The 13,193-nt window shown below is 65.1% G+C and carries 13 protein-coding genes; 4 read left to right on the top strand and 9 right to left on the bottom strand.

The annotated features are described in order from the left end of the window. Positions 1–64: 64 nt before the first annotated feature. From ACIPPM_RS19470 to ACIPPM_RS19460, 3 genes are all read right to left on the bottom strand, one after another. A complete protein-coding gene (locus ACIPPM_RS19470) occupies positions 65–664 on the bottom strand; it encodes a class F sortase (protein WP_401449200.1) in 600 nt (199 codons plus the stop codon). Next, on the bottom strand, positions 661–1,071 hold the full coding sequence (locus ACIPPM_RS19465) for a sortase-dependent protein (protein WP_401449198.1): 411 nt from the start codon (positions 1,069–1,071) through the stop codon (positions 661–663). The genes ACIPPM_RS19470 and ACIPPM_RS19465 overlap by 4 nt, the downstream gene beginning before the upstream one ends. Positions 1,072–1,429: 358 nt before the next feature. After that, the gene (locus tag ACIPPM_RS19460) at positions 1,430–1,822 is read right to left on the bottom strand and encodes a hypothetical protein (protein WP_401449195.1); all 393 of its coding nucleotides are present in this window, start codon (positions 1,820–1,822) and stop codon (positions 1,430–1,432) included. A gap of 378 nt (positions 1,823–2,200) precedes the next feature. Between ACIPPM_RS19460 and ACIPPM_RS19455 the strand changes: the two genes are divergently transcribed. After that, positions 2,201–2,668: a DUF5959 family protein gene (locus ACIPPM_RS19455; protein ID WP_401449193.1), complete on the top strand. Its 468-nt coding sequence runs from the start codon at positions 2,201–2,203 to the stop codon at positions 2,666–2,668. Positions 2,669–2,696: 28 nt separating this feature from the next. Here ACIPPM_RS19455 and ACIPPM_RS19450 read toward each other — a convergent pair whose 3' ends face one another. Beyond that, positions 2,697–2,876, bottom strand: a complete 180-nt coding sequence (locus ACIPPM_RS19450; protein ID WP_401449191.1) for a hypothetical protein — start codon at positions 2,874–2,876, stop codon at positions 2,697–2,699. Between the two features lie 214 nt (positions 2,877–3,090). On the opposite strand from ACIPPM_RS19450, the gene ACIPPM_RS19445 reads away from it, so the two are divergent. Then, entirely contained in the window at positions 3,091–3,255 is a 165-nt protein-coding gene (locus ACIPPM_RS19445; protein WP_401449189.1) for a hypothetical protein, read from the top strand. Between the two features lie 82 nt (positions 3,256–3,337). Here the strand turns inward: ACIPPM_RS19445 and ACIPPM_RS19440 are convergent, their stop codons facing one another. Continuing rightward, the gene (locus ACIPPM_RS19440) at positions 3,338–3,847 is read right to left on the bottom strand and encodes a hypothetical protein (protein ID WP_401449187.1); all 510 of its coding nucleotides are present in this window, start codon (positions 3,845–3,847) and stop codon (positions 3,338–3,340) included. Positions 3,848–3,996: 149 nt separating this feature from the next. After that, the gene (locus tag ACIPPM_RS19435) at positions 3,997–4,224 is read right to left on the bottom strand and encodes a hypothetical protein (protein WP_401450116.1); all 228 of its coding nucleotides are present in this window, start codon (positions 4,222–4,224) and stop codon (positions 3,997–3,999) included. 128 nt (positions 4,225–4,352) lie between these two features. Between ACIPPM_RS19435 and ACIPPM_RS19430 the strand changes: the two genes are divergently transcribed. Both ACIPPM_RS19430 and ACIPPM_RS19425 read left to right on the top strand, forming a co-directional pair. Next, the gene (locus ACIPPM_RS19430; protein ID WP_401449185.1) at positions 4,353–5,753 is read left to right on the top strand and encodes a DNA-binding protein; all 1,401 of its coding nucleotides are present in this window, start codon (positions 4,353–4,355) and stop codon (positions 5,751–5,753) included. Positions 5,754–5,911: 158 nt separating this feature from the next. Further along, positions 5,912–6,277, top strand: a complete 366-nt coding sequence (locus tag ACIPPM_RS19425) for a DUF6221 family protein (protein ID WP_401449183.1) — start codon at positions 5,912–5,914, stop codon at positions 6,275–6,277. 367 nt (positions 6,278–6,644) lie between these two features. On the opposite strand, the gene ACIPPM_RS19420 is transcribed toward ACIPPM_RS19425, so the two are convergent. From ACIPPM_RS19420 to ACIPPM_RS19410, 3 genes are all read right to left on the bottom strand, one after another. Then, the gene (locus ACIPPM_RS19420; RefSeq protein ID WP_401449181.1) at positions 6,645–7,457 is read right to left on the bottom strand and encodes a hypothetical protein; all 813 of its coding nucleotides are present in this window, start codon (positions 7,455–7,457) and stop codon (positions 6,645–6,647) included. Position 7,458: 1 nt separating this feature from the next. Next, entirely contained in the window at positions 7,459–11,838 is a 4,380-nt protein-coding gene (locus ACIPPM_RS19415) for an AAA domain-containing protein (RefSeq protein ID WP_401449179.1), read from the bottom strand. Positions 11,839–12,657: 819 nt separating this feature from the next. Then, positions 12,658–13,065 carry a GNAT family N-acetyltransferase gene (locus ACIPPM_RS19410; protein ID WP_401449177.1) on the bottom strand — a complete coding sequence of 136 codons (408 nt, stop codon included), beginning with the start codon at positions 13,063–13,065 and terminating at the stop codon, positions 12,658–12,660. Positions 13,066–13,193 lie beyond the last annotated feature (128 nt).

The following is a 13,193-nucleotide window of genomic DNA, read 5'->3' as shown; positions in this document are numbered from 1 at the left end:
ACCGAGGCCGTACGCTCCACGGCGTACGTCGCGTCGGTCCGGGATCGGGGCGGGCGGCGACCGGTCAGTGAAGCGTGGTGCGCAGCGCGGCGAAGACGATCACGTTGTCGCGATAGCCGTCGCCGGTACGGGGGCCGCCGCAGGTGATGAGCCGCAACTCCGGCCGGTCGACGTCGCCGTACACCGCCTCCGTAGGGAACTCCGCCTTCGCGACGGTCCGTACGGAGGTGACGGTGAAGTCGGCCGATGTGCCGTTCTCCAGGCGCACGGTGACCTCGTCGCCCCGGCGCAGCCGGTCGAGCCGACGGAAGACGCCGTCTCCGTATGCGCCGACCGTGACATGACCGAGGATCACCGAAGGGCCCGTCTGACCCGGCGTCGGGGAGTTCTGGTACCAGCCCGCCTGGTCGTGCGCGGTGATCGGCGGCACCTGCACGGTGCCGTCCGGTGCCAGCCCGAGCCGCATGACCGGGGTGTCGACGCCGATCCCGGCAATCCGCAGGCGTACGGGGACCGAATGGCTCCGCGCGGCCTTGGACGGAGCTGCAGCGGGCCGGGGTGTCATGTGCGTGCCCTGTGCCCTGTCGCCGCCGTGGCTACCGCAGCTCACGAGGAGCGAGCCCGCCGCCGCGGTGACGAACCCGCGCCTGGAGAGGTGGGTCATGCCCCGGTCGCCCGTCGGCGGCGTACGAGGAAGACCGCCGTGCCGCCCGCCGCGAGCACGCCCGCGGAACTGCCGCCGATCAGCATGCCGCCCGAGCCGGAGCTGTCGGAGCCGGTGGTCACGCCGGTGTCGGGCGCGCCACTCGGTACGACGCCGACCTGGCCGCGTCCGTCGCCCGGCGCGACGGACGGCACGGGGGTGGCCGCCCGGCTCGGCATCCGGGTGGGGACGGCACTCGGCGCCTCACTCGGCTCCGCGCTGACCGGCACGCTCGGCCGGGCCGACGGCGCGGAGGCGGCGGGACGGGGGGTCGGGGACGAGTCCGCCCCGCTGGCGAACGCGGGCACCGTGCTCGCCAGCACGGCGACGCACGCGGCTGCCGTGGCGCTGAGGACTGTTCGGCGCATGTATCGCTCTCTTTCGTCGTCCGGCCCGGCGGGTGGCCGGACCGGCTGTGTGATGGATCGAGCGAAGAGACGAGACAGGGTCGGGGCGGGTTGTAAAGGATCGGCAAAGCCGTGCGGGGTGGGGCACGCGGTCAGGCTCGGGCAGACACTCCCTCAGCTTTCGGGAGGTCTGCACGCAGAAGCCTCCGTCCGCGTGTCTGCCACACGTCACCCAGCCCCGGGAGGTCGAAAGTTCACCTCTCCAGTGACGGCCAGGCACGGCTGCAGGCTCTTCCACTGCACGAGGAGATCGTCCACTTCCACGAAGTGGGAGACGCCTCTGAGCGGGTCACCCACCTTCCCGGACCGCGCACGACTGTCATCGGATCGCCCGGCTGAGACGCTCCGGCATCGCTTCCACGGCCCGCAGCACAGGAACCGAGGAGGCGACGACAAACAGGCCGAAGAGCGTGATGGGCAGCAGCCCTACGGGACGCAGCAGCCACGCCGGATTCTGCTCCAACTGGGGCCAGTTGGTGATCCAGTTCGCGATGACGTCCAGCCCCATGACGCCGCAGGCCAAGCGGACCCCTACCGGCCGCACGAGTCCCACCAGTACGACGACCAGCGGGTCCAAGACGGCAAGGCTGACGAAGAAGACCTGCAACGGCACCGGGGCGAAGGAGGCGTAGACGTGGATTCCACCGCCGACCAGATCCAGGAGATGGGCAACAGCCCCTTCAAGGAAGCCGATCAAGTACACCGCGAGCATCCATCTGATCCGCCGCGGCTGGCCCCTCCATCGTTCCCGCACTCCGCTCCTCACCGAGCTACAGCCCGTAGTCCTGGGCCAACTTCTCCCCATCAATGCCGCGAAGCGCAAGCTCGGCGTCCTCACCCTCAGGTACCTCCGGTGCCGGCTGGAACCAGGCGACGGCGGCGGAACCCACCATTGCCGGCTCGAGCGCCTTGGAACAGATTGCACCGACGCAGGCCATGGCAGGCAGCACTTCAACAGGACCGAAGGCTCCCCCTGCACTGCGCCCGCCGGTGGCAACACCCTGACAACTCCCCACGCGACGCCCCGGTGCGGGACGACTGTCCGCGCGAGGCATCATGGCGGCAGGCGACGTCAGCGTGGGGAGCAAGAGTGATCGAGGGCAGTGCTGTGGATTTGATCCACCTTGCTGACGAGGGAAGCGGTCTTCAGATTCGGGTCCTGGGCCGTCACATGCCGGGAGTGCCGGCCTGGCATGACTTCCTCGACGCGGAGATCGTGGTCACGGGCGGGTTCGCTCAGGGACGCCTGTCGGTGTGCCTGGCCCCGGACGATGTGGACTGCTGGTCACAGGTCCTGGATGCGCTTGCCGCAGGGCGGGAGGCGTCGTGGATGGACGATGGACGCAACCCCGAGATCCGCTTCGAGCCCTCCGGCCAGGACGGGGTGGTCGTGATCGCGGTGGAAGACCATGCCGGATCGGGGACATCGGTCCGCGTATCGGTGCGCTTGGCCGAGGGATGGGCCGTGCGGCATCGCGATCAGTTGCGGCGCGTCCGGGACACCTGGCCGCAGGAGGTCGTGCAGACATCCCCAGGCACCTACGAGTGGCGCCGCTGACTGCCGTGCAGGTGGGCTGAGCCGCGTTTCACGAGCCACCGCCGGGCACCCGGTCGTACCCGCGGTCGACAAGAACGACGGCCAGGCGCCGACGCGGCCGGGCGTGCTTGCCTCGCGCAAGCAGCACGGCCTGAAGCAGTGGGGTGAGCTGGGTGACGTCGTTGTGATGGCCGCCCGTCAGCGGCCGGGTGGAACTCGTCGTCCTCAAGGAGCTGTTGGGTCACGCCCGATGCCGGCGTCCTGGTGGTCGACCGGCGGAGCGGCAAGGTGGGCGTGGTGATGGGGCATGTGGGGCCGTACGTGCAGCTTCGGCCGCCGTGCGGTGGCCGGGAGTGGGACATGCCGCCCGAGGACGTACGTATGCCGACTCAGACGGAGGAGTTGCGCGCGAAGGTGGCCGCGGCCAAGCGGAGGTGGGGACGGTGACCCCTCGCTCGGTCCTGCGCTACGAGGCCTGGACTCTCCAGCCCGACCGCGAGCCGGACGCGAAGCCGGTCCTGTACGCGATGCAGTGCGCCGTGGACGGAGAGACCTCGCCGACTAGCGAGGACTTCACCGAACCGCAGAGCACGGCCGCCACCCCGTAGCAAGCTCGCCGGAACTACCTTCGGTCGGGATTTCCTGGCACATTAGGCAGCAACGCATGAAGAGTAGACACTGCTTCGAAAATTACCTTCCCACACTCTCGTGACTTCCCCGACAGCGGAATTTTTCAACGCGCCGAAGAAACGCATTGTCTCCAAGCTCTGGATGAGCCGACAGGATCTCACACATGGCCGAATCGAGCAATTCAGCAACGGATTTATGGTATTCCGTAACAGGAATACAGACGCTTTCCTCTGCTCGATCTGAAGCGATCCTCAAACCCTTCGAGTCCCGGATGAAGTACATGCGGAAAGAGCCAGTGGCTGACTCAACCTGAGATCCTCGATGAGCCTGCAGCTCCCGGCAGCCAAGATTTAGCATCAGACAATAATCAAGCAGGGTCTGATTTGGCTCATCGACACCAAAATTGATTCCGTTCACCACAAATGAAACGACAGCCCGAAAAATGTCGAAGGTGAAAGCGCTGGCACTGACCTGCCCCCACTCGACCTGTCCCCCTGATGAGTCGGCAGGAGTCCAGGCCGCAGACCAGGAAGGATCTTCGACTCTCCGCTCGATGCTGAACTCAATCACCGGGGACGCTCCTGGGCTAGAAAATCCGATTACGGGCCCTGGCCTAGTACGAGAACACCGGGGCCAGCGACGTCGGCGGACCAGGGTTCCGTCAAGATCACACAGTGCTCCGGCCGCAACTGCCATGATGGGTGACGGTCGACAACGACTCAAGGTGATCGAACCGGGCTCTGCCCGTCGTCCAGGACGCGGATCACACGCCGTACTTCGTCGTCGCTGAAGGTGGTGAGCGCAATGGTCGTGTCGTCCCTGGTGATCGTGATCCGCGGGCTCTGCGGTCGAGTCCGCTTCCAGGCATCGGGCAGACGAGCACAGTTCTCCGCAACTTCCGCATGGTCAAGGCCAGTCAGGAGGCGCCTGACCGCCGACGGCTCCACCACAGGCAGAATCCAGTTTCCGGGAAGGCGCCGAGGCCGATCTGGTGTTCGGCAAGACGGCTGTCGAGCGGCGAACCGGCACACGTAGGCTCTGAACGTCACGCTGCCGGTTGTTCCAGGAGGGGACCGTGGATCATCTCTTCACCGTCACAGGTGAGACGGCCATACCGATCTCGCGCACCGGGTTGGCTGCCGAGAGTCTCCTTGAACGGCAGCACCTGCAGGAATGGGTGATCGCCCACCCTCAAGTGCTCGGGGAGTCGGTGCTCGTCATCACCGCGGAGTACGACCGGTGGGCCGACACCGATGGCGTGCCGGCGCGAGACAGGCTGGACGTCCTTGGGCTGGACGCAACCGGACGCCTCGTCGTGGTGGAGCTGAAGCGCGGAACAGCCGACCGGGACGTACACCTCCAGGCGATCACCTACGCCGCTCTGGTGTCCCGGTTCGACCTCGACACCCTCGCCGCGGCGCATCGCGATTTCCTGTCGCGGAGGGGGAGCGACCTCGACATCGATGCGTGCAAGCAGCGCCTCCTCGACCACGTGGACGGAGAGTGGAGTCCGGAGCTCCTCCAGCGCCCACGCCAAGTGATCATCGCTGCCGACTTTCCCAAGCAGGTCACCCACTCCGTGGTCTGGCTGTCCGAAATGAGCCTCGACATCGACCTCATCCAGGTAGGGCTGTGGAAGGTGGGAGAGCACATCGTCGCCGGCTTCACCAAGGTCTATCCGACCCCGGAGGTGGAAGAGTTCACGCTCGCACCAACCCGGATCGAAGGCGAGGCTGCGGCCAAGAAGCTTCAGGAACGCGCACGCGCACGCAACGCCGTCCACGTACTCGTCAGTGCGGGCCTGCTGCCTGAAGGCACCAGACTGCGGATGACACCGCGCCACGGCACGACGGAAGCTGTCCGCGACGCAATAAACGCATGGCTGGAAGAGGACACCCGCCGGGCCACAGCCACCTGGACCAACAACACTGCCAAGCCACTGGTCTGGGACGCTGACGGCGCCTCCTACTCCCCTACCGGACTGGCCAATCACATCTTCACGAGCGTGACGAGCCGCACCGCCGACGGCATACAGGGCACGACATGGTGGGACGTCGACACTAGCCAGGTTCCCAGCGATGTCGATGTCGAAGAGTGGGCCGCCCTGGCAGGGTTCAACCTCTCCGGTCTGGCCAAGCAGCTCACCGGCACCCGCAAGGACTGGACGATGCTGCACACCCTGCTGGGTGCTGTACCGACCGGACAGTGGACCACCTACGGCGACGTGGCAGCGGTGATCGGCAGCCATGCCGTTCCGGTCGGAAGACACCTGAGCGCCTGCAGCCAATGCCCCAGCCCCTGGCGTGTCCTGAACGCAGCAGGACGTGTCAGCGACGGATTCCAGTGGACGGACCAGACCCGAACGGACACCCCGATGGAGATCCTCAAGGCCGAGGGTGTCCACTTCGACGGAGCCATCGCCGATGCTGAGATGCGCCTTGGCCAGGACGATCTTCGGCGGCTGCTCGACAGCTGAGATCGGCAGCATGCCTCCACAGCTGTCCAAGTTCCCAACCCTCGACTCCGCCAACCTCCGCAAGGAATAAGCCAGGACGGCGGACTTGGCGATGAAGAAGCAGCTCTGTCAGACCTGTCCGACATGATGGCTACGTCAGATTGCACCGAGGGGGCACGATGAGAAGTGATGGAATCGCAGACCTGACGAACTTCCTCCGGGCCCGTATCGACGAGGACGATGCTGCAGCACAGGCCGTGAAGCCCGGCGCGGCCGAGGACGCCGCAGGGCTGAAGGCCAAGGTCCTCGCCGACGTCGCCGCCAAACGAGGTGTCCTGCGGTTCGTGGAGCGGATGCTGCAACAAGCAGAAGACGACGACTACATGGTGCGCGGCCCTGCAACGAGTACGCTCTCTGCCACTGCCTTCCCGCTCCGCCACCTCGCTGCGGCATACGCCGCGCACCCCGATTTCCGGCCTGAGTGGGAGCCGAATGAGGAGGAACTCGAGCCGGACCCGAGGCTCAATCGCTTCGGCCGGGCATAGGTCGCAGGACTCACAGAGAGATCGGGGCGCGCCGCTGCCCTCCCCCTGTGGCGTGCCTCCATCCTCCTGACGCCACCGGCAGCCCAGGCGAACCGGCGGCCCCGCTGGAGATCTCTCACGTGGTGCGGCCGGACATCACTCCCACAGTGACGGCAGACCCAGCCCTACCCGAGGAACGACAGACGGACGCGACGGTTCGCGTTGTCGCGATTTGTGTCCACCAAACTCCGTTAAGGCAACCCCGAGGATAGCTAGCCGCCCGGCACCTACATAGCTCACAGATGACCTTCTCGGCCGGTGGTCCTCAGCATCCCGGATGTGGCCCACCGACCGAACGTAGCTACGCGCTCCGGTTCCCAACGGCGGGCTAGACGCTACTCGCCGCCAAGTCATTTAGGACGGCGTTGACAGTGGACCAGCAGAGGTCGGCTGTATCGAAGTCTGCGCTGTGCTTGGCTCGCTTCTCGGCGAGCGGGTGAACCAGGTTTCGGTAGGTCCGCAGGAGCTCCGAAGCCATCTTCGCGTCTTGGTCGATCCATCCATTGACGTAGGCATGCTGAACAAGGTCCTGCATCCCGGCCGAGCGCAGCGGCTTGGAGAGCGGCTCGCTGGCAGGCCTGACTTCGGCTGCGTGTACGAGCACGCCTTCGAGGAGGCTGCCGAGCATGATGACCGCTGAGGTGTAGGCGCCGTGTTCTTGACAAGTGCGCGCTTCGTCCAGACGTAGCTGGACGGCGCGGGCCAAGTCGGGATCAGCGACGATGTCGGTGATGGTGACCTTGAGTTCGACACGCTGCGGCCGTGGTGGTTCGTCGGGGTCGTATTCAGTAAGGCTGGGTCGGCCGTTGCGGTAGTCGACGCGGAGTCCTTCAAGGGCCAGGACTTCTTGGAGGCGTTCGATGACGGGGGTGTACTCGCTGGGTTGTTGTTGGTACTCGCGCCGGTCGGCCAGGCGTAGAACGACACGCTTGATGTCTCCGGCGTCGTCTTCCTTACGTTCGCGCAGGAGGTCCAGAAGCCATGGGTTTCGTGGGCTGCCGTCGTGATCGGGAACGTCGTCCCAGCCGGCCCGACGGAGGAAGGGCGCCAGCTCCCAGCCTCCGCGGCGTTTCATACCTGCCTCATCGCCGCTGATCATGGCGGCCAGCTCTTCGAGAGTGCTGTCGTCGAAATCTTCCATGTCAGGCTGCCTCGCTGTCGTCGTCCAGTTCACCGTCATAGGGGTCCACGTCTTCCTCTTCAGGCTCGGCTTCAGCCAGTCCGACCGGTGCCCATACCGCTCGAGGTTCTGTGCCATCAGCGGATGCGTCTGACGTGGTCCGCGGGTGGATTCCCAGGTCGGTCAAGCGTTTCCACAGGGGGGCCAGGGCATCTTCCGGCGAGAGAGCAAAGGCGCTGCTGCGTACGCGCCAAAAGGTCCAGCCTGCGCGGCGTAGTTCTCGTTCCCGCTCGGCATCGTCGTGGATCTGTTGCCTCGTGGAGTGGTGGGGACTTCCGTCACACTCGACGGCGAGACGCCCGTGCCCCCCGGTAACGACGAGGTCGATGCGCTTGCCGTTGACTTCCCATTGCGGCACTACGTCGTAGCCACGTTCCTTGATGCGTAGGTAGACGCGCTGCTCGAAGAGCGAGTCGAAGGGGGCGCAAAGCTGGTCTGGGGTGACGTTGGCCGGCTGGCGGGCGTGGGTGTAGGGCGGGGGCGGGCTTTGCATGTAGGTGAGCAGGGAGCGGCGGAGGTCCTTGCTGCTCAGTTGGTCCACGGTCATCGAGTGGAAGAGCCACATCTGGTCGCGAGCTCGGCTGGCTGCAACATTGAAGCGCCGCTCGTGGCTGCGGCCAGTTGCCGCGATGACGTTGGCGCCGTCGACGACCATGGAGAGCAGGATGACGTCGCGTTGATCGCCTTGGAATTCTTCGGGAGTGCCGACCAGGATGTTGTGGCGTTCGCGGGCGGGCATGTCGATGCGGAGGTCGACGAGATCTTGTACGAGTCGGGTCTGGGCGCCTTGGCGCAGGATGATGACGCCTAGGCTGCGGTCGGCATAGGCCGGGTCTTGTGTGAGGCGGTGGAGCTGGTCAACGACCGCTTCTGCTTCAGGTCGGTTGATCAGCTTGTCTCTGCGTCCCTCGCAGTGGCCTTCTGGAACATGGATGACTTTCAGTGGGGGGAGCCGGTCCGAGCCGTGCTGGCGGAGCAGGATGAGCTCGTTGTCGGGGTAGAACTGCATGGAGGACCACTTGATGATCTCGGGCATGCAGCGAAAGTGTTCGGTGAGGCGGACTACTTCAGTGAAGCGCGAGGACAGCAACTCGTACAGGTTGGACTTGGGGTCGAAGCCTTCGCGCTGCCAGGGTTCAAGTGCGTCCATGCGTTCGTCGAAGATCTGTGTGATCCGATCGTGCTTGCTACCGGTGTAGTAGGGCGCGCACTGGCGGTCGTCTCCGACGACGATGATCCGCGGGGCGAGCCATAACAGCAGGAGGCCGTTCAGGCCAACCTGGCTTGCTTCGTCGACGATCACAACGTCGAAGGAGTCCGGTTCCGGGCTGATCGTCTCGGCTACCTGTCTGAGTGGCATGATCCAAGCGGGGACCGCGCCTTGGGCTGTTTGCATGGCTGAGCGTGCGTGTCGTTGGTGGCGTTTCCCGTAGTCCGTTGTTCCTTGGCCGGCATTGGCTATGGCGCTGGCGTAGGCGGCCAAGGCTTGTTTGTGTTTCGTGGTCATGCGGCTCACGCAGTGCAGGGCAGCACGGTCGCAGACGAGGCCTTCCACCAGAGCATGCAGTCGGGCTTCGATCTGCGCGAGTTCTCCTTCGAGCTGCTCCTCGCGGCCGGGGCGGAGAACTGTGTCGAGGAAGTCCTGCGCTTGCCGCCAGGCCCAGGCTTGAGGGAAGACGGCGAATCGGGCACGCCACTGAGTAGCAAGGGGGTCTGCGGCGAAGACCTGTGCCAGCTCGGGATGGGCTTCGCTCAAGCGTTGGAACAGCTTCCCGGTCTCTCGGCGGTCCGCTTCACGCTGGTACGCCAGCGTCAGCGCTTGCACAGCGCTTGCGTAGGCATGGGCGTTGCGGGCAGCTGCGGCATCAGCCGCCCGCCGTAGTTCCTGGACGCCTTGCGATTGTGGCTGAGGAAGGCAGGCGAGAATCTCCTCAAGCCGACGGTTTGCGGCTTTGACCTGCAGCAGTCGCCGGGCCTGTGCTGTGTCTCGGCGGATGTTCTGCCACTGATCAACCGTGGTGACAGGTGCTGGGATGCCGCTGGTGAGCAGTGTCGTGTGGACTTGACAGATTGCCGCGACACAGGAGTCGATGGCATGCAACATGGACGCTCGGTCGAGGAGTTGAGAAATGAGCAGGTCCGGTGCGTTCTTCTCGACATCCGATCCGACGCCTGCCCATCGGCTGCGCAGGGTACGGGCGTGGGAGCGCATCTCCAGATGGCGCACCACTGCGGCGATCTGTTCTCGGTTAGCGAGCACCATGCCTTCGACTCGGCACTGTTCCAGGAGGACTCGGGCTTGTTTAAGAACAGCTGGCCGTGGCCAGCGTTTGTTCAACTGCCCATTGCGCAGGAGGTACTCCTCGACATTTCGGCCGCTGACTAGAAGTTCCTTTTCCTCGCCTTCGGGAAGCTGTGGCATTTCCACTTCGAGGAAGGAGGCAGTCGCGATCTCCTGTTGGGTCTGCTGGGCTCGCTTTGAGGCGTTGCGGATGCTGTCCCACATCGGTTGCGAGCGTCGTGCGATTCCGTCCTCCAGAGCGCGATTCGCCCAGGTTTCCTCCTGCCACGCCGTAGGGTCCGCAGACAGCCCCACACTCTGCAGAGCCTGCTGGGCTTCCTCGAGTAGAGCTTCCACAACAGCGAGCTCTGCGTCACCGTGGTCGGCCAAGGCTTGGGCTAGTGGTGTGACGGGTTCCGGCCCAAGGACTTCCTTGGCTGCTTCTATGTCCCTGATGCGGCCGGCGACGTCTTCAGGGTTCGGCAGGGTGGAGGGATCGGGGCAGTACTGGATGTGAGCATCGAGGATTTCTGGGCCATGCTCGGTCACCAGCAGCCATAGCCGCTGTGCTTCTTCGGTGTCCAGAGGGGGCAGTTGTCCTGGCTGTGGAGGCAGCGGCGGCAGCCACTGATAATCGGCCGTTCCTCGCTCGGCCGCCTGCACTATCTCGTCGAGGCGGCCGCGGTATCCCGGTGCAATCTCGGGGTGCTCGTACCACTCTGCTTCCCGTACCGCTCTCAGGTGTTCTCGCAGCTTGGCCTGTTCAGCCATGAGCTGATGCCGCTGAGATTGCTGGGTCTCGATGCGCTGCTGCAGCCGCTCGGGGTTCGTAGTCGCGCTCAGGTGGGCCAGAGCTCCCAGAGACTGGCGCAGATCGGAGCTGCCGCCCTGCCACTGATCGCGCTGGAGTACGCACATACTGCGCAGGTTCGGCGGCAGCTGATCGATCAGCACCTTCAAGGCCTGGCCCTTCTCGCTGGTGACCAGAACTCTCTTGCCATCAGCGAGGAGCGCAGCGATCAGGTTGCTGATCGTGTGAGTCTTTCCGGTGCCTGGGGGGCCTTGGACTACCACGCTGGTGTCATGCTGCAGCCTCTCCAGCACGTCCATCTGGGCCGCATTGGTGACCATGGGGAACAACGGTTCCGGGCCCAGCGCCGGAGGGACGGAACCGTTGCTGCTCCCCCAGGCGGTGCGTTGCTCGGGTTCGAGGTCGTAGAGCAGCTGCGCTAGCCCCAAGGGGGCTTGCGCCCCGGGACGCTTCAAGACTCGCGCGATGCTTTCGAAGAAGCCGAGCACCGAGCGCTGGCCATGTTCGCGCAAGATAACAGCCGGCGCATGATGCAGCGAGCGTGCCTGCGGATCGGCGGTGATGTCGGGATGCCCACTGCCGGAGTCAAACGAGAGTGTTCGCTCGACGCCGAAGGCACGCTGCGACCATGAGCGCACCGCCTCTGACGCCCGGTCCGACAGAGGATGGAAGGCGACTTCCTCCACCTCCGAGCGAACGACCCCCAGCAGTTCCGAGGTGTAACCATCGGACTCACTGAGAAACTCGGTGTCCTCCAAGCGGCCCGACTGACCCGGCACCAAAGACACCGTGACGTTGACCGAATTCGGATCAACCGTGAGGGTGACAGGGACGGTCACAATGTGCCTACGCACTCGAGCCGACGTTCGCTCGGCCCCTACTTGCAGAAGGCCTACTGCCAGGACTGTTTCGAAAGAGTCACCGTCCTGCTGGACCTTCTTGGCAATCCGGTACAACTGCTGGTGCAGACGGCGGTGCGGCACAGCAGCCAACTCCTCCTGCGCCCACCGCTTCCATCGATTGGCCCAGCTTTCGTAGGCCTTACGCACCTCCGAACTGCCGATTTCCAATGCCTTCGGGTCCACGTCCTGGTCAGCGAAGGGGTCTGTCTGTTCGCTGACGACCGACGCATCGTCGAGCAGCTCGGGAGGCTCCGCCGCGGCGGTCGCAGCGGTCTCGACTGATACGCGTCCCTGCAGAATCGTCGGCAACCGCGGTGCTTCCAGGGGTGGGCGGTGCTTCACCACCATGATGCGGGAGTCAGCGTCCTTCGCGCGCCGGACGAGCCCCTCTGGAACGTCTGCAAGCCACACCACCTCGGGGTATTTGCTGCAGTTCCTGACAGGCCGGTAAGCACCTCGCACCAGCTCTTGAAGACAGTCGACCAACACGCGAGTGTCACGGACAGCTTTGGGATCGCTGCCGTCGCGTACTGCCGGGCGTACCATCACATCCCCCAAACGCCCGCCACCATGGCAAGCCTTCCAGAGTCCATGAGCACTACAAGTTAGGCAATGTGGCAGACTCAGCCACGACGTTTTTCAGACAAGCAGCGGATCACTGCTCGACCCGATCGGCAACGCCTGAGATAGCAGATCGGGCGGCTACTGCAGGAGCACCGCCGAGCACGAACGCGAAAGGAATTAAACCCCGGTCCGCGGGGTCACCTCTCCTCCGGCTCCGAGCCCGCACCTGTATCCGTATCTGTCCGCAGTTTCAGCACCGGCAAGTTCGCCCACTTCTGCCGCGTCGACACCTCCGTGTGATACGAGACCAGTTGCACCGGCTCGGCCGCGATCGCATCGCGAGGGCCCGGCCCACGATCTCGTCGCTCTCGTCTGGCAGCCGCACCTGCCGCGGGTTGTCGAAGAGCACCTCGACCTTCACCCGTCCCAGGCGCTCATCGCTACCCAAGAGCCGGTCGGTGCGGCATCGCCTGCCTGCGCCCGGCGCTCCTTCTGCATGCGGTGGAACGGGACGCGGCCCAGCTTCTCGGCGCCATCCCCATCTGCGCTCACTTACCGGTTTCGCAGTGCCCCGAAGTGACGGCGCGCCAGCCGACCGTACGGCTACAGCTGGTTGGTCATGTCGCCGTCGTCGTCTTCGTGGAACCCCAGGGCAGCGTAGAAGGCGACCATGTCGGGCTCCCACGCCGCCATGAGCACCTTCGTGTCCGGGAAGGCGGCTAGTACGTGGGCCATCAGCGCCCGCGCCACACCGCGCTTGCGGTGCTGCGGAGCGACGATGATCCGGTCGACGGCGATGTAACCCAACTCAGGAGGCCGGGAGGCACCGTACACCCAGCCGAGCACCGTGTCACCAGCGGTGCAGAGATACGCGAAGACCGGGTCCCGGTCTTCACCTGCGAGGCGAACGGCGCCGCTCGGCGCCGCGACCAACGCCCACTGTTCCTCTTCACCGATCGTGTTCGCGGCGGCGAGGTCAAAGGCAGCGATTGGACGCACATCGAAAGTCATCGGCTCAGACTACGAGCGTCAACAGTTGCGCATTGACCGGGAGGCCAGGTAGGGGGCGGAGCGCGGCGGCTGTCGTGGAGAGGCCACGCCGCTTGTCCGTCGAAGCTGTCGATCTCTCGTCTTCCGTC

Origin of the sequence: Streptomyces sp. NPDC090119 (genome assembly GCF_044747085.1) — a bacterium.
Taxonomy (GTDB): domain Bacteria; phylum Actinomycetota; class Actinomycetes; order Streptomycetales; family Streptomycetaceae; genus Streptomyces.
This window is presented reverse-complemented; position numbering and strand designations above follow the sequence as displayed.

Coding starts and splice junctions, on each gene's coding strand:
- ACIPPM_RS19470 (WP_401449200.1), bottom strand. CDS start 664: ATGACCCACCTCTCCAGGCGCGGGTTCGTCACCGCGGCGGCGGGCTCG.
- ACIPPM_RS19465 (WP_401449198.1), bottom strand. CDS start 1,071: ATGCGCCGAACAGTCCTCAGCGCCACGGCAGCCGCGTGCGTCGCCGTG.
- ACIPPM_RS19460 (WP_401449195.1), bottom strand. CDS start 1,822: ATGCTCGCGGTGTACTTGATCGGCTTCCTTGAAGGGGCTGTTGCCCAT.
- ACIPPM_RS19425 (WP_401449183.1), top strand. CDS start 5,912: ATGAGAAGTGATGGAATCGCAGACCTGACGAACTTCCTCCGGGCCCGT.
- ACIPPM_RS19420 (WP_401449181.1), bottom strand. CDS start 7,457: ATGGAAGATTTCGACGACAGCACTCTCGAAGAGCTGGCCGCCATGATC.
- ACIPPM_RS19415 (WP_401449179.1), bottom strand. CDS start 11,838: ATGGTGGTGAAGCACCGCCCACCCCTGGAAGCACCGCGGTTGCCGACG.
- ACIPPM_RS19410 (WP_401449177.1), bottom strand. CDS start 13,065: ATGACTTTCGATGTGCGTCCAATCGCTGCCTTTGACCTCGCCGCCGCG.